Source organism: Intrasporangium sp. Soil_C_50 (assembly GCF_057656595.1).
Genome location: NZ_JBDGKB010000003.1, coordinates 382,995 through 406,349, shown reverse-complemented (window position 1 = coordinate 406,349; position 23,355 = coordinate 382,995). Strand labels below are relative to the sequence as shown.

At 71.2% G+C, this 23,355-nt stretch carries 20 protein-coding genes; 8 read left to right on the top strand and 12 right to left on the bottom strand.

Annotation, left to right across the window (positions count from 1 at the left end; genetic code table 11):
• Positions 1-426: 426 nt before the first annotated feature.
• Complete coding sequence (locus tag AC3A5R_RS11425; RefSeq protein WP_487620883.1) at positions 427-630, top strand: LuxR C-terminal-related transcriptional regulator; 204 nt, start codon at positions 427-429, stop codon at positions 628-630.
• Between the two features lie 126 nt (positions 631-756).
• Here AC3A5R_RS11425 and AC3A5R_RS11420 read toward each other — a convergent pair whose 3' ends face one another.
• The 7 genes from AC3A5R_RS11420 to AC3A5R_RS11390 form a co-directional block, all read right to left on the bottom strand.
• Positions 757-1,950 carry an RICIN domain-containing protein gene (locus AC3A5R_RS11420; protein WP_487620882.1) on the bottom strand — a complete coding sequence of 398 codons (1,194 nt, stop codon included), beginning with the start codon at positions 1,948-1,950 and terminating at the stop codon, positions 757-759.
• 218 nt (positions 1,951-2,168) lie between these two features.
• Positions 2,169-4,151 carry an FGLLP motif-containing membrane protein gene (locus tag AC3A5R_RS11415; protein ID WP_487620881.1) on the bottom strand — a complete coding sequence of 661 codons (1,983 nt, stop codon included), beginning with the start codon at positions 4,149-4,151 and terminating at the stop codon, positions 2,169-2,171.
• A gap of 90 nt (positions 4,152-4,241) precedes the next feature.
• Positions 4,242-4,631, bottom strand: a complete 390-nt coding sequence (locus AC3A5R_RS11410; RefSeq protein WP_487620880.1) for a GntR family transcriptional regulator — start codon at positions 4,629-4,631, stop codon at positions 4,242-4,244.
• Entirely contained in the window at positions 4,628-5,512 is an 885-nt protein-coding gene (locus tag AC3A5R_RS11405) for a hypothetical protein (RefSeq protein ID WP_487620879.1), read from the bottom strand. Before AC3A5R_RS11405 ends, AC3A5R_RS11410 begins: the two co-directional genes overlap by 4 nt.
• Before the next feature lie 127 nt (positions 5,513-5,639).
• Entirely contained in the window at positions 5,640-6,101 is a 462-nt protein-coding gene (locus AC3A5R_RS11400) for an SRPBCC family protein (RefSeq protein WP_487620878.1), read from the bottom strand.
• A 54-nt stretch (positions 6,102-6,155) separates the two neighbouring features.
• Positions 6,156-6,629, bottom strand: a complete 474-nt coding sequence (locus tag AC3A5R_RS11395; protein ID WP_487620877.1) for a MarR family winged helix-turn-helix transcriptional regulator — start codon at positions 6,627-6,629, stop codon at positions 6,156-6,158.
• Positions 6,626-8,395, bottom strand: coding sequence for an MFS transporter (locus tag AC3A5R_RS11390; protein WP_487620876.1), 1,770 nt, complete (start codon positions 8,393-8,395; stop codon positions 6,626-6,628). Before AC3A5R_RS11390 ends, AC3A5R_RS11395 begins: the two co-directional genes overlap by 4 nt.
• A gap of 126 nt (positions 8,396-8,521) precedes the next feature.
• Between AC3A5R_RS11390 and AC3A5R_RS11385 the strand changes: the two genes are divergently transcribed.
• From AC3A5R_RS11385 to AC3A5R_RS11375, 3 genes are all read left to right on the top strand, one after another.
• Positions 8,522-9,610: a sensor histidine kinase gene (locus AC3A5R_RS11385; RefSeq protein WP_487620875.1), complete on the top strand. Its 1,089-nt coding sequence runs from the start codon at positions 8,522-8,524 to the stop codon at positions 9,608-9,610.
• Positions 9,607-10,281, top strand: a complete 675-nt coding sequence (locus AC3A5R_RS11380; protein ID WP_487620874.1) for a response regulator — start codon at positions 9,607-9,609, stop codon at positions 10,279-10,281. The genes AC3A5R_RS11385 and AC3A5R_RS11380 overlap by 4 nt, the downstream gene beginning before the upstream one ends.
• 79 nt (positions 10,282-10,360) lie before the next feature.
• Complete coding sequence (locus tag AC3A5R_RS11375; RefSeq protein WP_487620873.1) at positions 10,361-11,587, top strand: hypothetical protein; 1,227 nt, start codon at positions 10,361-10,363, stop codon at positions 11,585-11,587.
• A gap of 84 nt (positions 11,588-11,671) precedes the next feature.
• Here AC3A5R_RS11375 and AC3A5R_RS11370 read toward each other — a convergent pair whose 3' ends face one another.
• Positions 11,672-12,667 carry an alpha/beta hydrolase gene (locus AC3A5R_RS11370; protein WP_487620872.1) on the bottom strand — a complete coding sequence of 332 codons (996 nt, stop codon included), beginning with the start codon at positions 12,665-12,667 and terminating at the stop codon, positions 11,672-11,674.
• A 379-nt stretch (positions 12,668-13,046) separates the two neighbouring features.
• On the opposite strand from AC3A5R_RS11370, the gene AC3A5R_RS11365 reads away from it, so the two are divergent.
• The 3 genes from AC3A5R_RS11365 to AC3A5R_RS11355 all read left to right on the top strand — a co-directional run bounded on the left by AC3A5R_RS11365 (position 13,047) and on the right by AC3A5R_RS11355 (position 17,933).
• Positions 13,047-14,582 carry a hypothetical protein gene (locus AC3A5R_RS11365; protein WP_487620871.1) on the top strand — a complete coding sequence of 512 codons (1,536 nt, stop codon included), beginning with the start codon at positions 13,047-13,049 and terminating at the stop codon, positions 14,580-14,582.
• 114 nt (positions 14,583-14,696) lie between these two features.
• Positions 14,697-16,187 carry a hypothetical protein gene (locus tag AC3A5R_RS11360; RefSeq protein WP_487620870.1) on the top strand — a complete coding sequence of 497 codons (1,491 nt, stop codon included), beginning with the start codon at positions 14,697-14,699 and terminating at the stop codon, positions 16,185-16,187.
• Between the two features lie 225 nt (positions 16,188-16,412).
• Entirely contained in the window at positions 16,413-17,933 is a 1,521-nt protein-coding gene (locus AC3A5R_RS11355; protein ID WP_487620869.1) for a hypothetical protein, read from the top strand.
• A gap of 84 nt (positions 17,934-18,017) precedes the next feature.
• On the opposite strand, the gene AC3A5R_RS11350 is transcribed toward AC3A5R_RS11355, so the two are convergent.
• From AC3A5R_RS11350 to AC3A5R_RS11335, 4 genes are all read right to left on the bottom strand, one after another.
• Complete coding sequence (locus AC3A5R_RS11350) at positions 18,018-18,920, bottom strand: carbohydrate ABC transporter permease (protein ID WP_487620868.1); 903 nt, start codon at positions 18,918-18,920, stop codon at positions 18,018-18,020.
• The gene (locus AC3A5R_RS11345) at positions 18,917-19,960 is read right to left on the bottom strand and encodes a carbohydrate ABC transporter permease (protein ID WP_487620867.1); all 1,044 of its coding nucleotides are present in this window, start codon (positions 19,958-19,960) and stop codon (positions 18,917-18,919) included. Before AC3A5R_RS11345 ends, AC3A5R_RS11350 begins: the two co-directional genes overlap by 4 nt.
• A 14-nt stretch (positions 19,961-19,974) precedes the next feature.
• Entirely contained in the window at positions 19,975-21,234 is a 1,260-nt protein-coding gene (locus AC3A5R_RS11340) for an extracellular solute-binding protein (protein WP_487620866.1), read from the bottom strand.
• A 170-nt stretch (positions 21,235-21,404) separates the two neighbouring features.
• Entirely contained in the window at positions 21,405-22,208 is an 804-nt protein-coding gene (locus AC3A5R_RS11335) for a DeoR/GlpR family DNA-binding transcription regulator (RefSeq protein WP_487620865.1), read from the bottom strand.
• Positions 22,209-22,344: 136 nt separating this feature from the next.
• On the opposite strand from AC3A5R_RS11335, the gene AC3A5R_RS11330 reads away from it, so the two are divergent.
• On the top strand, positions 22,345-23,244 hold the full coding sequence (locus tag AC3A5R_RS11330; RefSeq protein WP_487620864.1) for an SIS domain-containing protein: 900 nt from the start codon (positions 22,345-22,347) through the stop codon (positions 23,242-23,244).
• Positions 23,245-23,355: the final 111 nt, after the last annotated feature.

Below are 23,355 nucleotides of genomic sequence, written 5' to 3'. Positions count from 1 at the left end.
CCCCGGCGCCGACCGCGGGCTCGAAGCTGCGATGGCGCGGATGTTTCGCCATCCTGCGATTCAGTCCTACCTAGCCGAACCGACCGACCTGACCCCTAGGCGTCTGGCCGACGTCAGACGCGTCCGCGAGCCGGTCGACGACAGTGCACTCGAGCTGTCCAGACATCTGATCGGCGCACATCAGCTGTCCGTCATCACCCACGTGGACCCGGTCGGCCGCGGTCGTGGCTGGGTCCTGGCGCGAGACGGAAACGACTTCACCTTCGCGGAACGGGAGGTGGCCACCCAGATGCTGCCCATCCTGCTGGCCTTCGACCGGGTCCACGCGCCCTCGACCTCACCTGCCGCCTTCGGCGGCGGCACCAGCGCACTCGCGAAGGACGCAGCCGTCCTCGGGCCCGCAGACGGTGCGGGCCCGCGGTCGGCGTGGAGCACGCTGACGCCGCGCGAGAGGCGGTCGTGGACCTGCTCGTCCACGGACTCACGGCCCGCGCGATTGGGAGCCACCTGGGGATCTCACCGCGCACGGTCGGCAAACACCTCGAGCACGTATACGACAAGCTGGGGAGGCACGACCGCTTGATCATCGCGCTCGAGCGTCGGAGCATCGCGCCGGGCCGGTTGGACTGACCCGTGCCCTGCCCTGCACCTCTCCAGCGCTCTGATGGGCGGGAGCGCGCAGGCGCACAGGCCCGCCGCGCGGCACCGCTCGACTCTTGGTGAGAAGAGAGCGGCGCCGCGCATGCCGACGATGCCCTACTCGTTCATGTCCGAGAGCGGCGTCAGGCGCCAGCGCTGGTTGTCGCCACCGTTGTCGTTCCAGACACGAACTTCCCCTCCGTTGTCCGTCCGGTTCTGCCACACGTCCAGGACGGCACCGGTCTTGGCGCACTCCACGCGGTAGTAGCCGTACTCGACGGGGACCAGGCGCCAGCGCTGCTGGTCCTGTCCGTTCGAGTCCCAGAGCTGGACGCGCGCTTCGGGGGAGGCCGGCAGGGTTGCGTCGACGACACGACCACTTCCCTTGCCGGTGATCGTGTAGGTGCCGTCACCGTTGCCCGAGAACCGCCAACGCTGGTTGCCCCCACCGTTCCAGTCCCACTGCTGCAGCGGCGTTCCGTTGCCGGTCTGTGCTCCGGTCGCGTCGAGAACACGCCCCGAGTGCTTCGCCGTGATCTGGTAGTCCCTGTCCTGACGAATGGTGTCCGCCGGCCCCACCCGTTCCACCTGCACGAAGAGGCGGTAGTTCCCCCGGAGGTAGGGATCGTCGACCAGACCGATCTCCAGCACTCCCGGTCCCCTGCCCGACGGCTCGGAGGCGATGATGGCGTCGGCGTTCTCTTGGGTGAGCAGGAGGATCTGTGGGTTGTAGGCGAACTTGTTGTTGCCGATCGGCACCATCCCGATGGGCCTGTCCGCCGAGCTCCCGATGAGACCTGCCTTCTCCATGTCACCGAACATGTTGAGGCCGAGACTCACCGCGTCCAGGATCGCTGACGCGGTGCTCCCGGCATGGATCATCTCCTTGATCTTGTCCAGGAGCTTCGGCCCGAGGGAACTCGCCCAGTCCAGCCAGCTCTGCAGGGCATTTCCGCCCGGATCCCACTCGTTCAGCCCCGGCGCGATGGTGACCATCGACTGCCCCGAGACGAGGTCTCCCTCCCACACCTTGAACGGGGGCCAGTTTCGCTGGTCGCTCAGCACCTCGGTCCGCTGCCACGGCGTGCTCGTCGGGAAGCTGTCGCCCGTGATGAGGCCACCGAGCTTGCTGGCCGATCCTGCCTTCACCCGTCCCGGCAGTCCGTTGACATCTCCCATGACCGGACTGCTCGGCACGCTGGAATAGATGACCTTTCCATTCCTGTCCCAAGCCTGGACGGCCGCCACGGCGTAAACCTCGTCGTGCTTGCCGTCCCAGTTCAGGGCGTCGTCCCACGTCTCCGCCTGCACGTGAAACCCATTGATGACGACTCGATATCGCGCCATCTCCACTCCTTCACCGACGTCGAAGAGTCTCAGCGTTGCTGTCTGGACCCCTGCCCGGATTGGGCTCTTCGATCGTCCAAGTGATGGCGCGGGCGGCATATACGCACATGTCCGTATCGACACCCGTTCACGGGCGAAATCGCCTGCTCCGCCCGATCACGAGGGGCGGAGAGGAAGCCGCCTCAGGCGCGATAGGCGCCACGCGTCGCGGGCGCGGCAGGCCGGTAGCGGAACCAGGCCCAGAACGCGATCGACGCCACCCCGAAGGCCGCGAAGAGGACGCCCATCATGAGGACCTGGGGGTCGGTGGTGTCGTCGCGGGTGCGGGGGTCGAACGTGACGGCGATCAATGCGAACAGCGCGATGGTGTACACGGCTCGCCACGTCCACCGGCTCCACTGCGTCACTGCATGGCCGTCGAGGAACTTCACCGGGAGCAGCTGGAAGGCCAGTCCCTGCACGGCCACGACGACGACGCTCGCCAGAACCGCGTCGATCACCCGCCGCGAAGTGTCGGAACCGCCGTCGACGAGCGCCGCGTCGAGTGGGGTCCACAGCGTCCACGCCACCACCGCGAGAACGGCCAGGCCCGCGCTTCCGGCGAGGACGGTGCGCGCCGACTCCTTTCGGTCCAACCGCGAGGTCGACAGTGCTGCGTACCCCGCGATGAGTCCGTACACGTAGCCCGGCTGGAAGTGCCCGACGAACGAGACCACCGCGCACGCGAGCGCGATGACGAGCGCGGCCGGCACGACGCGCAGCCGGGACGGGACGCGTCCGGCCCGTCGGGCGTAGCGCTCTGCCGGCACCTCGAAGGCGAGCGTCACGAGGGGCAGCGCCACGAGGAAGCCGACCGCGTCGAGGGTCGTCTGGGTCCCGTCGCGCCCGAAGTTGGGGTCGGTCAGCCCGTAGAGCCCTGCCCCGAGCACGGCGAAACCCGCGATCGCGACGGGGCTCGAGAGCCGTCGCCGCCGCCGGTCCCGCCGCGACGTCCGCTGGAAGCGGCGCGCCAGGAAGGCCTTGATCCGCTCCTCGTTCTCCTCGTACGTGGCCTCGAAGAGCTGTGACGGGAAGCCGATGAGCAGCATGAGCAGGACGGCGAGCACGGCAGAGGCGACGAGGTGCGTCGGCTCGAGCAGACCCGCGTCTGTCGGTGGTCGCAGCCACGTCGCGACCGCCGCCCGCTTCGGTGGCCCGTCGACGCGCGCCGGAGGCCCCACTGCGGGCGACGTCGTGGGGCGATCTGTTGCCGCGGCCCCGGCCGTCGACGTGGCGCTCCCGGAGGGCGTGGATCCGCGCGTCGTCGCGGACGACGACGTCCTCGGTGGCGTCGTCGACGTGCTGGTGGGCGGGGTCGTCGACGTGGTCGGCCCCGTCCCGCCCGAGCCCCCAGGCCCGACGAGCGGGCCTCCACCGCCTTCTGAGACCACCGGCACGACGACCGTGACCGCCACCGTCGGCAGGTCCACCACCTCCCCCTTCGCACCGGTGCAGCGCACTCCGACCTCGTGGACGCCGCCCGGCGCGTCGGCAGGGACGAGGAAGGACGTCGAGCCTCCGGGGACGGCGCCGGACATCGTCCACGTCGTGACGAGCTCGGTCGCGTCCCACGTCGCCCGCATGCCACCGCCGAGGCAGCTGAGCGGAACGCGCTCGGCACTGACGTCGACCGCCTGTCCGCGGTCGACGCGGTTCGGGCTGACCCGCACGATGGCGTCGGGCCGCACGGCGTCCGGCTGCGACACCGTGACCGCCTTCGAGGTGCCCTCGTCCACCGGGTCGCCTACGCAGGTGCTCGTCAGCACATAGCTCCCCCGGGAAGGGGGCGCGGTGAGGGTGGTCGAGAACCCGCCGTGGATGCCGTTCGCCTGCACCTGCGTGCCGTCGCCGAAGCCGAGCGCCACCGTGAAGTACCCGTCGTGGTACTGCGAGTACAGGGTGCAGTGGTTCGTGCCGGTCACCGTGAGCGTCCCGCCCGCCGCGACCGGCTCCGGGCTGATCGTGAGCTGTGGAGCGTCGCTCAGCAGCAGGGAAGCAGTGCCCGACCCGGCGTCCGCCCGAACCCCGCCCGCGGCCGCATTCGCGCAGGGGACTGCGACGAGGAGCAGCCACAGCACGATCGTTCCCGTCACCCACTGGGTACGCCGGAGGTGTCGTGTCGTCATTGCCATCACCCAGCCACTCGCCGTGGCAGCGCGTTGCGCACGCCTTGACTGTCTGAGGCGGTCACGCCCTGCCAGATACGCCGGATGGGGTCAGGGACTGTCGGATCTCTCGAGGTGCAGCGTGAGGCCGAGAGTCTCGACGATCTCGTCGTCGGAGAACCCGAGGCCGCGCACCCGCGCCACGAACTCGTCCGCGATGCCGCCGAGCAGCACGCGTCGGTCGGTGGTGGAGGCCTGACCCGTCGCGACGCGCGTGCCCCCGCCCCGCCGCGACACGAGTCGCCCCTCCTGCTCCAGCTCGCGGTAGGTGCGCGCGACCGTGCCGACGGCGACCCCGAGGTCGCCCGCGAGCTGACGCAGCGGGGGAAGCCGATCGCCCGGGGCGAGTCGTCCCGCCGTGATGAGGTCCGCGAGCTGGCGACGCAGCTGCTCGTACGGGGGCGTCGGGTCGTCGGGGTCGAGGTGCAGGACGAGACTCAACGCGGTTGCCTCTCGGGTGTGAGATCGACTGCAGCCACAGGCTTTCCACCACCGGCCACGACGCGACCGACGAACCAGCCGAGGAGCACCACCGCCACGGGCACCGAGGCGAGCAGGAGCCAGCCGACCGGAGCCATCCACATGCTCCGGCAGTCCATCCGCAGCAGCGCGGTGGAGGCGAAGAAGGCGACTCCCGCATGGCTCGCCGCCACCGCGGCGCCCGACGCTGCGAGCACACGCGTCGTGGAACGGCGGCGCAGCACGTCGTCCCCCACGTCGTCCGGGGCGAACCCGCGCGGCCTGCGCACGACCACCAGCAGGGCCGTCACCGCAGCCACGCCGGTCGCCAGCAGGACGAGGCCCAGCGGAACGGAGTAGAAGCTTCCCGGATAGGGGCCCGCGGCGCTGCCGGTGGTGCCGCACACGGCCGCCACCTGTCGACCACCGCGACCCAGGTCGTCGGCGGATGCCGTTGCGGTCGTCAGCAGGAGCGTGGCCACGTGCACCGTCGTGACGCCGACGACGGCGGTGACCAGGCTTCCCGGCAGGTAGTCGGCGACTCGACGCGGGGCCAGCGAGGCCGTCCGGATGCCGGCAGGGCGCGACGGCCGCACCACGGTCTCGGCGAGACCCACGCCCGCGACCACGAACAGGCCCAGGACGGCGGGCACCAGCATCGTCCCGCGTCCCAGGTCGAGGCGGCCGGCGAGAAGGCCCGCCACGACGGCGCCGACGACCACGGCGGCAAGCCACACCGCCCGAACGGCGAGCCACTCACGGCTCGGGTCGACGCCCACGCCGTCCGTTGCGCGGGCTGCGACGGCCACGGCGACCAATGACACCGCGCCACCGATGAGAACCACGAGTACGAGCACCGACACGACGAATCCCCTGACTCTTTGTGTCACATGCTTGTGACAACGGAGAGCGTGCCCGGGCAACGCGCTTGTGTCAAGCATTAGACACAAGATGGTCTGCGCTCACGCGCGCTCGACGGTGCCGACGCCCCTAGGGAGCCTCGTCGAACGATCGCTCGAGCGAGGCGAGGGTGTGGGCCCGCTCGCGGTTGACCATCCACGCGGCGGCGGGCTTGAACAGGCGCATCGGGCCGTAGAGGTCGGCCTCGGCCGTGTGGTGCACGACGGTCGAGTCGCCGTCGGGCTCGAGCACATAGCTGGGCCTGGCGCGGCTCACCGGACGGCCGAACAGGCTGAAGGTCTCGCTGAACGCGAGGCGCGTCGACGGCACGTGCTCGGTCACCTCGCCGACGTAGCGGCCCATCCGCGTCCGGTCGACGTACGTCGTGCCGGTGCGGATCGGGGGCGGTGACGTCAGCTCGGTCCCGCCGAACACCCCGTCACGGTGCATCCACTGTCGGTAGCCGGGCATGTCGGCGAGGCGCTCGAACACCTCGCCCGCCGGCCGCCGGATCACCGTTCGCGACTCGAACCGCAGCACGCTCCCAGCCATGGCCCCTCCTCGAGGCTCGGTCGGCGACTGCCACCAACGCTAGGCCCCCGGGGTCTACGCGTCGAGATGCCGGTCGGCGAGCTTGCGCAGCACGGGCACGGCGGCAGCCACGACGGCCCGCTCGTCGTCGGTGAGGTCGGCCAGCTCGGTGCTCAGCTGGGTGGCGGCCTCGTCGCGCAGGCTGTCGAGCGTCGTCTGGCCTGCCGGCGACAGCGCGAGCAGCAGGCACCGCTGGTCGCTGGGGTCGCGACGCCGCTCGACCCACCCGGCGTCGGTGAGGATCTCGACGAGGCGCGTCATGCTCGGCGCCGACACGTTCATCAGCTCGGCGAGGTCGCCCTGGCGAACCCCGTCCGGGTAGCGGGTCAACGCGGCGAGCGCCGCCAGACGCGTCGGGGTGACGCCGGAGCGCGTCGCCGGCATCCGCAGGTGGTAGGCGAGGCGTCCCACCTCGGTGCGCAGCTCGCCGGCCAGCCGGTCGACGTCGGTCGACGCGGTGGTGCCGGCATCTGTGGCGCGCCTCGTCACGACCGCACTCGCTCCGGTTCGGGAGCACCCGCCTCCGGCTGCGCGACCTCGAGCGGCGCCTCGGTCGCCTCGTGCTGGTCGTCGGCATGCACGAACTTCTCGCCCATGAACCAGGAGGCTAGTGCCGCAACGAGGCACGCGACGATCGCGAACCCGAAGGCGACGACGAGCCCGTCGTGAAAGGGCCCGGAGATGAGCGACGGGAAGAACGAGTGGCCGGTCAGGTAGTGGGCGTCGGTCGGGTTCAACCGGCTGAGCGCCTGCGGGCCGAGCAGCTGCTGCACCGGGTTGTAGCCGAGCAGCGACGCGAAGAGCACCGCCACCGGCGGCAGCGACGCGAGGGCGTGCGCCTGCGCCGTCGGGACGCCGTGGGCCGAGAGCCCCGCCTGCATCGTGTCGGGCAGCGACCCGGCCAGGCCGATGATCATGAGCGAGAAGAAGATCCCGATCGACAGCACCATCGACGCGTTCTGGAACGTCGTGCTCATGCCGCTGCCGACGCCGCGCCGGTTGGCGGGCAGGGCGTTCATGACGGCCGCGCGGTTCGGCGAGGCGAACAGGCCCATGCCGAAGCCGTTGAGGAAGAGCGCCGCGGCGAAGGTCCAGTAGCCGAAGTCGACAGGCAGGGCCGCGAGCCAGACGAAGCTGAGCGCCGCGATGACCATGCCGCCGGTGGCGAACGGCCGCGCCCCGTAGTGGTCGGACAGCCAGCCCGACAGCGGCCCGGCCACGAGGAACCCGACCGTCATCGGCAGCATGAAGATGCCGGCCCACAGCGGCGTCGACTCGAACGAGTAGCCGTGGCGCGGCAGCCAGATGCCCTGCAGCCAGATGATGAGGATGAACATCAGGCCGCCGCGGCCCAGGCCCGACAGCAGGCTCGCGACGTTGCCGAAGGTGAAGGCCCGGATGCGGAACAGGTCGAGGTGGAACATCGGGTGATCGACCCTGGTCTCGATGACGCAGAAGATCCCGAGCAGCACGAGGCCGCCGACCATCGAGGCGATCACCCACGGGTTGGTCCAACCCATGACGTGGTCGCCGTAGGGCTGGATGCCGTAGGTGATGGCGACGAGGACGCCGATGAGGCCGAGGGCGAAGGTGATGTTGCCCCACCAGTCCATGACGTGGTGGCGGCGCGGGCTGAGGTCGCGCAGCTTGAGGTAGCCCCACAGGGTGCCGAAGACGCTGAACGGCACCGACACGAGGAACACGTAACGCCAGTGCACCGGCGCGAGGATGCCGCCGATGACGAGGCCGAGGAACGACCCGGCGATGCCGGAGACCATGTTGAGGCCGAGGGCCAGGCCGCGCTGGTGGGAGGGGAACGCGTCGGTGATGATCGCCGACGAGTTCGCCATGAGCAGAGCGCCGCCCACGCCCTGCAGCACCCTCATGACGATGAGCCAGAGCACGCCCGGCGTGCCGGTCAGCCACGTCACCGACAGGGCGATCGAGAAGAACGTGAAGATCGCGAAGCCGGCGTTGAACATCTTGACGCGGCCGTACATGTCGCCGAGGCGGCCGAAGGTCACGACGAGGACGGCCGTGACGACGAGGTAGCCCATGATCAGCCAGAGCAGGTAGCTCGAGTTGCCCGAGGCCAGCGGGTTGATGTCGAGGCCGCGGAAGATGTCAGGCAGCGCGATGAGCAGGATCGAGGAGTTGATCGTGGCGATCAGCACCCCGAGCGTCGTGGTGGACAGGGCGACCCACTTGTAGCGCGGGCCGAGCGATGCGGGGGCGATGGCCTCTGGCGATTTCATTAGTTCAAGGGTACTAACCATCTCCCGAAGCGAGACAGCCCCGTCTCACGCTTTCGGCCGGCCCGGTACCGACGGGGCGGCCCGGAAACCGCCGCTCCGACGTGCACCGGGTGCGACATTGGACGCGTGAACCGGGCCCTGCCGATGCTCGCCGTGGCGGCGCTGCTCGTGATGCTGCTCGAGACCGCGCCGCGGGACGAGGTCGTGCTGCCCGGTGTTCTCGGGGCGGCCTACGTGGCGTGGACGGTGCTCGGGTACCGCTGGGCCCGGAACCGCAGCAGGGTTGCCGCGCTGGCCTACCTGCTCGTCGCGCTGGCGCTCGGGTTCGTCGTGTTCGACCTCGCCGGCGCCGGCGTCGGGAGCACCCTGCTGCTGCTCGTCGTCGTGGTCCAGGCCGTCATGCTCCTCCCGCTCGCCTGGGCCGTGGGCGTCACGCTGCTCGTGCCGTTCGTCCACGTCGGGATGCCGATGGCGGACGGGCTGAGGCAGGTCGTGGCCACGGCCCTCGCCTGCGCCTTCGCCTTCGTCCTCGCCGCCCTCCACCTACGCGAGCAGCAGGCCCGCTCCGACCTCGGCGTGGCCAACGCCCGGCTCCGCGAGCTGAGCGCCCAGACCGAGGAGCTCGCGACGATGCGCGAACGGACGCGGGTCGCCCGCGACATCCACGACGGCCTCGGCCACCACCTCACGGTGGTCGGCATGCAGGTGCAAGCCGCGCGGGCGGTGCTGCCCAGCGACCCCGAGAAGGCCGACCGGCTCCTGGGGCAGGCCGAGGAACAGGCGCGGCAGGCGTTGAGGTCGGTGCGCGAGTCCGTGACGGCCCTGCGCGAGGCGCGCCCGACCGAGCCACTGCCCCAGCAGCTGCGGACGCTGGCGGCCGAGGTGGCGGCGACCGGCCCGGCCATCACCGTGGAGATCGAGGGCGACGAGCGTCACCTCGACGGCGACGTGCAGGAGGCGCTCTACCGGGTCGCCCAGGAAGGACTCACCAACGTGCACAAGCACGCCGACGCCCATGCGGCGACGGTCCGGCTCTCGTACCTGCCGGCGGTCGTCGCCCTCGAGGTGCTCGATGACGGGCGCGGAATCAACCGCAGCAGTGATGGATTCGGCCTCGTCGGCATCCGTGAGCGCGCCGAACGACTCGGCGGCTCGCTGACCGTCGCCTCGACCCCGGGCGCCGGAGTCGCCGTCCGCGTGGAGATCCCCGCATGAGCCCCACGCATCGCGAACCGCCCGTCCGGGTCCTCCTCGTCGACGACCAGACGCTGTTCCGCGAGGCACTGACGACCCTCCTCGAGGTCCGCGAGGAGGTCGAGGTCGTCGGCGCCGCCGAGAACGGCGACGAGGCGCTGAGCCTCATCGACGAGCTGCGTCCCGACGTCGTCCTCATGGACCTGCGGATGCCGGTCCTCGACGGCGTCGCGACGACGACGCGCCTCGCCGTCGAGCACCCGGACGTCCGGGTGCTCGTCCTCACGACGTTCGACGGCGACGACGAGGTGTTCCCCGCCCTCCGCGCCGGTGCCGTCGGCTACCTGCTCAAGGACGCCACCGCGTCGCGGCTCGTCGAGGGCGTGCTCGCAGCGGCCCGAGGGGAGTCCGTGCTGCAGCCCTCCGTCGCGGCCAAGGTGCTGGCCCGGATCAACCAACTGCCCGCCCTCCCGGACGCCCCGCGACCCCAGCCCTTGGTCGACCCGCTCACCGAGCGCGAGCTGGACGTCCTCCGCGCCGTCGCCGACGGGCTGAGCAACCGCGAGGCGGCCGCGCGGCTCTTCCTGTCCGAGGGCACCGTCAAGAACCACGTGACCAACGTGCTGGCCAAGCTCGGCGTCCGCGACCGCACCCAGGCGGCGCTGCGGGCCCGGGCGCTCGGCCTGCTCTGAGAGTCATGCCCCAGAGGTGACCCCGGTCATGACCTCTGGCACGTCCGAGGCACGGCCCCCGGGAACGAGCATCGTCGCCATGACCACCTTCTCGACCCTCGATGCGGACCTCGCACCTCGCGCCACGGTCCGCCGGTTCCTCCGCTCGCGGTTCGCCCGCTTCCTCACAGCCTACGTCGAGATGACCGTCGCCATGGTCGTCGGCATGGGCCTCTTCGGCGCCGTCTGGGACAGCGTCTGGCCGGGCCTCACGGGCCGGCCGGACGTGATGGCCCTGACCATGGCCTTCGACATGACCCTCGGCATGGCCGCCTGGATGTGGGTGCGCGGCCACGGCCGTCGCCACATCGTCGAGATGTCCGCGGTCATGGTGCTGCCCTTCATCGTCCTGCTCGTGCCGTACCGGCTGGGTGCCCTCGCCGGTGGTGACCTGCTCACGTGGGGGCACGTCGGGATGTTCGCGCTCATGGCCGCCTACCTCGCCTGGCGGCCGCACACCCCCGACGCCGCGAAGTCGCACACGCCGGGCGCCACCGCCTCCCGCACGACCCACGCAGACGCCTCCCGGACGCCGAAGCCGCACCGACGCGTCTCCCGACCTGCGCTCACCTCCGCGGTGCTGCTCGTCTCCGGCGCCGCCCTGGCCGTCGCCGGCAGCCTCCTGCACCCGCACGAGGAGCCGCCGAACTCCCACGCCGCCGTCTTCGCGGAGTACGCGCGCAGCACCGACTGGGTGTGGGTGCACTACCTCCAGTTCGCCTCGGCCGCCATCGTCGTCGCGGGGTTCGTCGCACTGGGCCGAGCGCTGCGCCGAGCCGGCGCCGCCCCGCTCCTCGTGCGCGTCGGCGATACGGCAGCTGCGGCCACGGCGGCCCTCATCGCCGTGAACATGGCCGTCGACGGCGTCGCCCTCAAGCGGGCCGTCGACGCGTGGGCGTCCGCCGGACCGGCGGACACGTCAGCCCGGTTCGCCGCAGCGGAGGCCGTCCGCTGGCTGGAGTGGGGCGTCAACTCGTTCTTCCTCGTCCTGCTCGGGGTGACCGTGCTGGTGTTCGCCGCGGCGCTGCTCGGCCAGGCCCGCCTCGGGACGCGCGTCCGGCTGGCCGGCGTCAGCGGCATCTTCGCCGGCGGCCTGCTCGTCGCCAACGGGCTCGCCGTCGGCGCCCACGGCTTCGAGGCGTCCACGCTGCCCGCGGTGGCCACCGGTCTCTACGTCGCCATGGCGCTCGGCACGCTGCCGCTGGACCGGGCCGCCCGTGAGGAGTCGCCCACGTCGCTCGCCGAGGCGCAGCCCGTCAGCGCATGAGCTCGCCACGAGACCTCACCGAGAGGTGAAGCCGGGGCCGAGCCGGGGACCGCCGTCCCCGGCTCGGCCTCCCGGCGACTCGGCTCACCGGTCCGCGCCGGGGGTCAGGTCCATGTCCGCCAACCGGGTCGCGCCCTGCAGCACGTCCTCGGCCATGATCCGCCGGGCCTTCACGGGCTCCTCGAACAACGGGCTGTGGGCCGAACGGTCGAAGGTGTAGAAGCCCTTGACGGGCGCTCGGACCCGGTCGAGGTACTCGCGGGCGAGGTCGATGCAGCAGGTGAGGTCGTGGACGCCGTGCAGCAGGTAGAGGGGCACGTCGAGCTCGGGCACCTCCTGGCACAGGTCGGTGCGGAGCACCTGCTCCCATCCCGGCATGACGCCGGTCGCGAGCTTGCCGCGCCACAGCCGCACCTTCTCCCCGAGGGTGTACTCGCGGCAGGTGAGCGAGGGCCGGACGACGCCGGTGACGACGGACCGCATGTCGTGCGTCGTGCCGACCCCGAGGCGGTGCATCGCCCTGTCGCGGATCCTCAGGTACGCCTGCGGGGTGCCGCCCGTCATCGTCACCGGCGCGGCCTCGAGCCGGTGCAGCATCCGCCGGTCCCCGCGCTCCCGGTAGCGGGCGACGAGGTACTCGTAGGCGATCCGCTCGGACTCGAGCTGTCTCACCATCTGTGACACCCCGATGTAGGCGTGGAAGCGCTCGGGCGCCCGGGCTGCCGCCTGGAGCCCGAAGAAGGTCCCTCCCGAGTGCGCCATGAGGTAGATGCGGTCCTGGGCGAAGCGCTCGCGCAGGTGGTCGGTGACGGCGAGGGTGTCCGCCACGTGCTGCTCCAGCCGGATGCCCCGGGCCGATGCGGTCGGTTCGTACGACAACCCGGCCCCACGACGGTCCCACCAGACGACCGTGAACAGGCTCTCGAGGCCCGTCGGGTAGCGCTGCGTGAGGAAGTACTCCGGCATACCGCCGTGCAGGTGGAGCAGGACCGGCCTCGTGGGATCGGCAGCCCGGACGAACATCCCCTGCCGAGCGCCGTTGACCTCGACGTAGCTCTTCGACGAGAGGCTTCCGGGCACCGGACGGCCCGCATCGTCGGTGACCGGACGCGGCTCCCCCCGGCTCCAGACCCCCGATGCGCGGAGGGCGGCCGCGGCGAGCACCGCACCTGACCCCGCCCAGGCAACCGCGCGCCCCACCTCACCCACCTCCCGATGTCGAGCGTCGGCCCGCACCGCCAGGAGCAGGCCCCTTCGACGAGCATGACAGGGCGCTGCCGGCGAGGCTGTTCGCCGCCGCAGAGACCGTCCGCCGGCGCGGGTCCCGGCGTTCTCGCGATGCCAGCCCGACGCCCGCGCCCCGCCGATACGCTGGGTCGGACGGTCTGTCGGGAGCGGTGGTCGGGCGGGCCCGCACCACCGCTCGTGGGATCCTCCTCTCCATGACAGGGGCCACCGCATGACGACGCAGACCCTCGCCCCCGGCGACACCGACCAGCGGACGCGGCTGCGCGCGGTCGCGTCGCGACGGGGCGTGCTCGTGCCGGTGACGCTCGCCGTCGCGTTCCTCGTGACGCACGGCGTCGCGCAGGCGGTGACCCCGTTCATCCGGCAGGACGACTGGACCTTCCTGCTGCCCGACCACACGAAGGACGTCGTCCCGCCGTCGTACTACAACATCAGCGAGGGCCGCTGGCTCAACACCGGCTGGTGGTGGCTCGTCGGCCAGCACGGCACTCCCGCGAGCGCCGCGATCACGTACGCGGTCGGCTACGCGGTGCTCGTGGCCGGCATGTGGCGGGTGCTGCGCCTCGCCGGCGTCCGCCCCGGCCTCGTCGTCGACGCCCTCCTCGGACTCGCCCTCTACGCGTCGGCCATCTGGGTGCAGCTGCTCTACTGGCCCGGCGCGCTGACCCCATCGATCATCGTCGGAGCGACGGCGATGTGGCTGCTGCCGTGGGCTGCTCGCTCCCGCCGCCGGTTCGCGCTCTGGTTCGTCCTGAGCGGAGTCGGTGCCGTGCTCACCTACCCGCCGATCGGCGTCGTCCTGCTCGTCTTCGCCGTCCTCCACCAGCGTGATGCCCCGTGGCGACGCGTGCTCGTCGTCGTCGGGGCGTGGATCGCCTCCTTCGGCATCGGCGTCCTCGTCACGTACACGCTCAACCTCGTCGTCAACCAGCACTTCGGCCTCCGGCTCGCCGGGTGGCGCCACGCCAACCCGCTGACCTCGCTCGATGCCCTTCGCGTCAACACGGGCCGCTGGCTCGAGACGGTGGGAGCGCTGTGGTCCGAGCAGTGGTGGGTCGGGCTCGTCGGGCTGTTCGCCATCGTCATCGGCTGGAACGACGACACGGTGCGCCGACGCCTCCAGCGCCTGCTCGTCGCGTTCGCCGTCGCCATCGGCATCGACGCCGCCCAGACCATCGGCACCGGCGTCGTCACCGAGGGGCGCGGCCAGCTGTGGACGTGGCTGCTCGCGGTGCTGCCCGTCGCACTCCTGCTGCTCCCACCGCGTTCGGCGACCGATGCGTCAGGCGCGTCAGCCGCCGCGGCCGCCTCAGGCGCCGCGTCGTCGCAGGGCGGCCGGCTCGACGAACAGGTCGCCACCCTGCTGCTCGGCGTCCTCGCCATCGGTGGGGTGCTCGCGTGGCGCGCCGACATCGGCGAGCACCAGGGCAGCCGCCGGACGTTCTCGGCCGTGGCCCGGGATGCGGCCGCGCTGGCGGGCGGGACGGGAGACGCCGGCCCCGTCCCCGTCGTCGTCTACCAGGACCCCGTCGTCGCCGACTCGCGCAACGGCCGACTCACCCTCAGCACGCAGCAGATGGCGATGCGCGTCGAGCAGCACCTGGCGCCGCGGGCGTGCACGGCCGACGAGTGCACGCAGCTGGCGGCGCACCCGCCGGGTTCGGTGGTGCGACTCTCCTCGACGCGCGGAGAGAGCGGTGAGCCGGTGGTCGGTGTCGTCATCCCGACGCCACCCGCCTGGCTCTGAGACTCGCGAGGCCGGCCCTCGGCGTTCGTCGAGGCGGTTCCCACCTGCGCTGGGTATTCAGGTGGTGAGCCACGGACCGATACCGTGGCACCTGACCCTCGTGATCGGCCGCGCATGACGACGCAGATCCTCGCCCCCACCGCCAGGCGGTCACGTCTGGCGGGACCGTCCCCGACGCGTCATGCCGTCGCCCCGCTGACCATCGCCGTCGCGCTCGTCCTGACGCAGGGCATCGCCCAGGCGGTCACGCCGTTCATCCGCCAGGACGACTGGGCGTTCCTGCTACCCGACCACTCGGCGGGTGCGGGGTCGCCGTCCTACTACAACATCAGCGAGGGCCGATGGCTCAACACCGGCTGGTGGTGGCTCGTCGGTCAGCACGGCACGCCCACGACCGCGGCGCTCACCTACGCCGTCGGGTACGCCCTGTTCGTCGCGGGTGCCTGGCGGGTGCTGCGGCTGTCCGGCATCCGGCCCCGGCCCTGGGTCGACGCCCTCCTGGGGCTGGCGCTCTTCGTGTCGAGCGCGTGGGTGCAGCTGCTCTACTGGCCCGGCGCCCTGACCCCGTCGGTCCTGGTCGCCGCGGCGTCGGTCTGGTCGCTGCCGTGGGCCATCCGGTCGCGTCGGCGCATGGCCCTCTGGCTCCTGCTCAGCGAGGTCGCCGCGGTGCTGACCTACCCGCCGGTCGGCGTGGTGCTGCTCGTGCTGGCCATCGTGCACCTTCGTGAGGCGCCGTGGCGTCGCGTCCTCGCACTCGTGGCCGCCTGGGTGGCGGCGTTCGTCATCGGCGGGGGACTGGCCAGCACCCTCAACTGGGTCGTCAACCAGCACTTCGGCGTCGAGCTGGCTTCCTGGCGACACCCCAACCCGCTCACGTCCCTCGATGCGCTGGAGGTCAACGCCGGCCGCTGGCTCGACGCCGCCGGTGCGCTCTGGTCCGCGCAGTGGTGGGTGGCGCTCGTGGGGGTCGTTGCCGCTGCGGCCGGCTGGCGTGACCGGCACGTCCGGCGGCGCCTGCAACGCCTCCTGGTCCCGTTCGCCGTCGCCGTCGGCCTCGATGCCGCCCAGACCCTCGTGAGCGGCACCGTGACCGAGACACGCGGCCAGCTGTGGACCTGGCTCGTCGCCGTGCTGCCGGCGGCCCTCCTGCTCACCCGGCGCGAGAGTCCGGAGGGTGACCGCGCCCCCCGCGCCGGACGACCCGGACGCGTCGAGCAGCTCGGCACGGTGCTGCTCGGCGTGCTCGCGCTCGCCGGTGTCCTGTCGTGGAGGAGCGACATCGGCGCCCACCAGCAGACGCGCCAGCAGTACGCCGCCATCGCCGCGCGAGCCACCGCGCAGCTGCCCGGCGGCATCGCACCCACGGTGATCGTCTACCAGGACCCCGGCGTCAAGGACTCCCGCAACGGCAGGCTCATGGCGAGCACGCTGTTCATGGCCGTGCGCCAGGACCAGGAGGGGCTCGTGCCGCAGTGGTGCCGCGCGCCCCAGTGCGCCGACCTCGTCGAGCACCCGCCCGGCGCGGTCGTCCGGCTCCGGGACGACTTCGGCCAGCCGACGGACGTCGTCGGCGTCGTGGTGCCCACCCCGCCGGCCTGGCTCTGAGGCCTTGTCGCGCCGCACCCGGCCGCGTCGGCGCACAGGATCCGCGCAGCGGGCGAGCATCCTCCGCGCAGGTTGCTCTCGGTTTCGGGTCACCCGCCGCGAGGCCGCTGCGAAGTGCCTGCGGGTTCACTCGGACGGCCGTCCCGGGCCCTTCACCGTGCGTATCGTCGAATGGTCGCGGGCCGATCGTCCGCGCCCTCCACGACCCCGAGCACACCCGGAACCATGACGACGCAGACCCTGGCCCCCGCCGACACACCGCGGCGAACCCGGCACCTGACCCCGAGGGACGGACGCTCCTTCCTGGTCCCGGCGGTCGTCGCCGTCGCGCTCCTCGTGACCGAGGGCCTTCCCCAGGCCGTCACCCCGTTCATCCGCCAGGACGACTGGCCCTTCCTCGTCCCCGCCCACACAGCCGGTGTCTCCTCCGCCGGTGCGCACGACCTCAGCGAGGGCCGCTGGCTCAACACCGTCTACTGGGCCCTCATCGGCCAGCACGGCACCCCCACGACCGCGTCGATCACCTACGTCCTGGCCTACGCCGCCCTCGTGGTCGGACTCTGGCGCGTGCTCCATCACGCCGGCATCCGGCCGCGACCGGCCGTCGACGCCCTCCTCGGGGTCGCGCTCTTCGCCTCCTCGGTCTGGGTGCAGCTGCTCTACTGGCCCGGCACGCTGACGCCATCCCTGCTCGTCGCCGCCGTCGCGATCTGGACCCTTCCGTGGGCGGCCCGGCCGGCACTGAGGCGCCCCTCGCTGGTCGGGCTGCTCCCCATGCTGGCGTGGGTCCTCTCCGGCGAGATCGCGGCGGTGCTGACGTACCCGCCCGTCGGTGCCGTGCTCGTCGTGTTCGCCGTCGTCATGCTCCGCGACGCACCATGGCGGCGGGTGCTCGCGGTCGCGGGCGCCTGGGCGGCGGGCTTCTTCCTCGGGGTCGGCGTCGCCTACTCGCTGAACTGGCTCCAGTACGGCCACTTCGGGCTGCAGATCGCGCCGTGGCGCCACCCCCACCCGGCCACGTCGCTCGCCGCGCTGGGCGCCAACGCGACCCGCTGGCTCGCGGCCGCCGGCAGCCTCTGGGTCGCCCAGTGGTGGGCCGCGGTCATCGCTGTCGTCGGCATCGTCCTCGGCTGGCGTGACGCCATGGTCCGCCCGCGCCTCCAGCGTCTCCTCGTCGCGCTCGCCCTGGTCGGCAGCCTCGACGCCGCGCAGACCCTCGCGACCGGCATCGTCACCGAGAACCGGGGGCAGCTGTGGACCTGGTACGTCGCGATCCTGCCCGTCGCCCTCCTGCTCGTCGGTCGCCGACACCTCCACGGTGGTCTCTCGGTCCGCCGGGGCCTGCCCGTGGACCGGGTCGCTGCGGCGTCACTCGCGGTCCTCGCCGTCGGGGGGGTGCTCGCGTGGCGCGCCGACATCGGGGAGCACCAGGCGACGCGCATGCAGTACGCGGCCCTCGCCGCCGCAGCCACGGCCCCGACCCCCGACGGTGCGGCACCGACCGTCGTCGTCTACCAGGATCCGGCCCTGCGCTTCACCCGGGCCGGGAAGATCATGGCGAGCACGCTGCGGATGGCGGTTCGCGAGGACCTGGGCGGCGTGCTGCCGCTGTGGTGCGCGCGGACCGAGTGCCGTGAGATCGCGGCCCGCGCGTCGGCACTGCACCCCGTCGTCGACCTCGGACGCGTCGGCACCGTCCCCCACGTCGTCGGCGTCGTCGTGCCGACCCCGCCCACCTGGCTCTGACCGTGTGACGCGTGGGACCGAGTGCTCACTCGACGGAGGCGCCCTCCTCATCGAGTGAGCACTTCGTCCCGCGCGCCCCAGGGGTTACTTGACGCTGCCGGCGGTGAGGCCGCCGACGAGGTGCTTCTCGATGAGGGCGAAGAGGATGACGACGGGCACGACGGCGATGACCGACGCCGCGAACAGCTGGTCCCAGTGCTGCTCGTAGCCGGTGATGTAGGCGCGCATGCCGACGGTCAGCGGCTTGCGGTCGTCGTCGATCATCAGCGTCAGCGCCACGACGTACTCGTTCCACGCGGCGATGAACGTGAAGATCGTCGCCGTGACGAGACCGGGCAGCGTCAGCGGCAGCATGACCCGGCGCAGCACCTGCCACCGGCTCGCGCCGTCGAGCGCCGCCGCCTCCTCGACCTCGAGCGGGATCGAGGCGAAGAAGCCGTGCAGGATCCAGATCGCGAAGGCGAGGTTGAACGCGGCATTCGTGATGATGAGCGCGCCGTAGGTGTTGATCATGTTGAGCTCGAAGAACTGCCGGTAGAGGCCGACGACGAGCGAGGTGGGCGCGAACATCTGCGTGATGAGCACGAGCAGCAGGAACGCCCCGCGGCCGGGGAACCGGTGCCGGGCCGTCATGAACGCCGCCGGGATGGCGACGAGCACGACGATGACCGTCGAGCCGCTCGCGACGATGAGCGAGGTCTTGAGCCAGTTGAGGAACCGCTCGTCGCCGAGCACCTGGGCGTACGTGTCCCACTGCCAGACCTTCGGCAGGAACGAGGGCGGCGTGCTCTTGACGTCGCTGCTCGTGCGCAGCGAGTCGAGGACCATGACGAGGTACGGCGCGAGGAAGACGAGTGCCACGAGCGCACCGCCGACCGACATGATGATCCGCTTGCGACGCTTGGGATCTCGTGGCGTCGGGCGTGAGTCCTGCTGCGGCACAGCGGCACCCGCAGCGCCGGCCGCTGAGGCGGTGGTGGCCGTCATCGGCTCGTCTCCTCACGCCAGTTGATGATCCTCAGGTACACGGCCACGACGACGAGGATGAGCAGGACGTTGAAGACGCCCGCCGCCGCCGACATGCCGACGTCCTTCTCCTGGCTCTTGAACGCGAGCTTGTACATGAACGTGATCGTCGTGTCGTGCGTGTAGCCGGGGTTGCGGTCGTTGAGCGTATAGATGATCGGGAAGCTGTTGAACACGTAGATGACGTTCAGGACGGTCGCGATCATCAGCGCCGGGCGCAGCAGCGGCAGCGTGATGTTCCAGTACCGCTGCCACGGGCTCGCCCCGTCGACCGTGGCCGCCTCGAGCACGTCGTCGGGCACCGCGCCCAGGCCGGCGATGAAGACGAAGATCGTGAACGGCAGCGACACGAAGACGCCCACGACGACCATCGAGAACATCGTCCAGCTGTCGTCGCCGAGGAAGTCGATCGGCTGCCCGATGAGGTGCAGTGACAGCAGGACGTGGTTGATGATCCCGTAGTTGTAGTCGTAGAGCAGGACGAACAGCTGGCTCGTGATGACGAGCGAGGCCGCCCACGGGATGATGATCGCCCACCGCACGAGGCGCCGGCCCGGGAACTGCTTCACGAGGAACTGCGCCAGGGCCAGGCTCAGCACGATGGTGATCGCCACGACCGAGACGACCCAGATGACGGTGTTGGTCAGGACCGTGCCGAGGTCCTCGTGCTGGAGCACCTTGACGTAGTTCTCCCACCCGGCGTCGCCCTTGCGCAGGCCGGTGATCGAGTACTGCCCCTGGCTGGCCTGGAACAGCTTGATCGCGGGGTAGAGCACGACGCCGAGGATGAGCGCGAGCGCCGGCAGCAGCCAGAGCAGCGCGACGAGGGGGTGGACCTGGCCGATGCGTCCGGCGCTGCGACGCCGACGCCGGCGGGGCGCGCCGGGCGTGCTCGACGTCGCCGACGCGTCGGGCCCGGTGGACGGCCGGGTGGAGGGCGCGCCGGCGCCGGACCCCGCCGCGAGGGCGGGATCCGGCGTCGGAGTGGTGCTGGGGCTCATGAGGGGTGGGCCGCTCAGCCGCCGTTTTCGGCGGTCTTCTGGAGGTCGTCGAGGACGGCCTTCGGGTCACCGCTCATCGCCTTGCCGAGGTTCTGCTGCACGGCGAGCTTGACCTTGTCCCACGTCGGGTCGTCGGTCGGGGTGAGGCGCGCGTTGGGCAGCGTGTCGAGGTAGACCTTGAGCTTCGGGTCGCTCTGGAACTGCTGGACGCCCGTCTTCGTGACCGGCAGGAAGCCCTCGGCCTTGATGAAGGTGTTGACCTGGTCGGGCTGGTAGTAGAGGTCGTAGAAGGCCTTGACGGCGTTCTGGTTGCCCGGCTTCTTGAAGGCCATGAGGTAGTCGGTGACGCCGAAGGTCTTGCTCTCGGTGCCGTCGTTGCTCGGGAAGGGCGCGACGCCGTAGTCGACCTTGGCGTCCTTGTCGAGGTCGGCCGCGAGCGGGCTGAAGCCGATGACCATGCCGGCCTTGCCGGACTTGAAGAGGTCGAAGGCGTCGGCGCGGTTGGTGCGGGCCGGGTTGTTCTGGGTGACCTTCTCGTCGGAGAGCTTCTTGAGGAAGCTCAGCGTCGCGACGTTCTTGTCGGAGTTGATCGACCACTTGCCGTCGGTCTTCCAGTCACCCCCGTTGTTGAACAGCCACATGGAGAACTCGCCCTGGGCCTCCTCGGGCCCGAGCGGGAGGGCGTAGCCGACGTTGCCGGTGGCGGCGATCTTCTTGGCGTCGGCCTCGAGCTCGTCCCACGTCTTCGGCGGGTTCGCGATGCCGGCCTGCTTGAAGATCGCCTTGTTGTAGAAGAACGCGCGGGCGCTGGACAGGTCGGGGAAGCCGTAGAACTTGTCCTGGTAGGTGCCGTACTTGACGAAGGTGTCGAGGATGTCGCTCTTCGTCGCCGCCGGCAGCACCTCGTCGGAGCTGTAGAGCAGGCCGTCCTTGGCGTAGCTGGCGTACGCGTTGAGGTTGAGGATGTCGGGGGCCTGGTTGTTCTGGATCATCGTCGAGGACTGCTGGTCGATGTTGTCCCAGCTGACGACCTGCACCTCGAGCGTGTAGCCGGTCTTCTCCTTGTACGTCTTGGCGAAGGCGTCCCAGAAGGCCTTGGTGTGGTCCTTGGAGTACTCCGCCGCGACGAGCTTGATCGTCTTGGCCTCCTGCCCACCGCTGCCCCCGGTGCTCCCTCCCGCCGACCCGGCTCCGGTGCCCCCTCCGCACGCGCCCAGAGCGAGGCCCGCGATGGCCAGACCCGCGACGAGCGCACTCTTCTTCGTCGAGCTCATGTCTCTCCTTGGTCCGGGCCGGGACACGGGGTGCGATGTCGGACCCACCCGGCCACCCTCTCCTCGAGGTGACGAACAACCTAGGGGCGAGCCTTTGCCGTTGGCAAGACCAAAACTGACCGAATGCTTAATCATCCGATCACAATCACGCATCACCGCGCACGGAGCGATCACACCACGTGCACGTCGACGCCCGCATCACGCAGCGCGTCGACCTCCGCTTGGTCAGCGCCCACGGTAGTCACGAGGTGGTCGATCCGCGCGGCGGGACAGATCGAGGCGAAGGTCCGGGCGCCGAGCTTGTCGCCGGTCGCCACGCAGATGACCTTCTTGCTGCGCTCGATCATCGTGCGGATGATCGCCGCCTCCTCCTCGTGGCGGCACGTCGCACCCTCGCGTGCGGAGAGGCCGTTGACGCCGACGATCGCGACGTCGAGCCACAGCTGGCCGAGCACGAGCTGGGCCAGCGGGCCGGTGACCTCGTAGGACTCCGGGCGTGCGACGCCACCGAGCGAGACGCACTGTACGTGCGGGCGCAGCACGGCCTCGGTCGCGATGTTGAGCGCGTTGGTGACGATGGTGACCTCGCCGTCGGCGTCGATGAGGTCGTCGCGCGCCGTGATGGCCCGGGCCGTTGCGGTGGTCGTCGTGCCGCCGTTGAGGCCGACGACCTGGCCGGCCTCGACGAGCGCGGCCGCCGCCTCGGCGACACGGGAACGGTCCTCGTCGGCGCGGGTGCTGCGGTAGCGGTAGGGCAGCTCGTAGGCGACGCTCGTGGCGACGACGCCGCCGTGGTTGCGGGCGACGAGCTGGCGCTTGGCGAGCTCGGAGAAGTCGCGGCGGATCGTCGCCTCGCTGACGTTCAGCAGCTCGGCCGCCTCGCCGACGCCGAGCCTCCCCGCCGTGGCAAGACGGTCGAGCATGATCGACCAGCGGCTGGCACGGTTGCGGGCGAGGTCACTCTCTTCGGTCACGCGCTGACGATACCGCGCAGAACGTGCAATGGACATGACCGACTGTGCGCGATTAGGCTGTGTTTCGAGCAGACACAATCAGGAGGGTTTCGTGCGACTTTCGCGTGCGCCCTCGCGAGACCATCCGGAGCGTTCCATGCCGCAGACCACGCACCTCGCCCGCGAGATCGCCACCCAGCCCGATGACTGGGCGCGCGTCATCGGGCGGCTCGACACCGTCGCCGAGCACCTGCCCCGCCCGGGCGAGCGGGTCGCGACGATCGGCTGCGGCACGTCGTGGTTCATGGGCCAGGCCTACGCCGGGCGCCGCGAGGACCTGGGCCAGGGCGTCACCGACGCGTTCGCCGCGTCCGAGCACCACCTGGCGCGCGGCTACGACCGAGTCGTCATCATCAGCCGTTCCGGCACGACGACCGAGGTCATCGAGGTCGTCGAGGGGCTGCGCGCCGCCGGCACCCCGCACGTGTCGATCGTCGCCACCGCCGGAACGCCGGTCGCCGAGCGGTCCGCGGCGACGATCCTGCTCGACGACGTCGACGAGCAGTCGGTCGTGCAGACCCGCTTCGCCACCACGACGCTCGCCCTGCTGCGCGCGTCGCTCGGCGAGGACCTCGCCGACGCCATCGGCCAGGCTCGTGCCGTGCTCGCCGAGGACGCGTCAGACGCCGTCGGGGCCCTCGCGCTCGCCGAGCAGGTGACCTTCCTCGGCCGCGGCTGGACCAACGGCATCGCCGCCGAGGCCGCCCTCAAGCTGCGCGAGTCGGCGCAGTTCTGGTCCGAGTCCTACCCGGCCATGGAGTACCGCCACGGCCCGGTGAGCATCGCCGCCCCCGGGCGCGCCGTGTGGGCGTTCGGATCGGTGCCCGACGGGCTGGCCGACGAGGTGCAGGGCACCGGCGCCCACTTCGAGCACCGCGACGTCGACGCCCTCGCCGACCTCGTCCGGCTCCACCGCCTCTGCCTCGCCAAGGCCGACGCTGCGGGCCTGGACCCCGACGCCCCCCGCAACCTCACCCGCAGCATCGTCCTGTCCTGACCCTCCTCAACCGTCGAAAGGCCACGTTCGGTCGCCTCCCAACCGTCGAAAGGCCATCTTTGTCCTGCGAGAGGGCCAGCCGAACGTGGCCTTTCGACGGTGAAGGGCCAG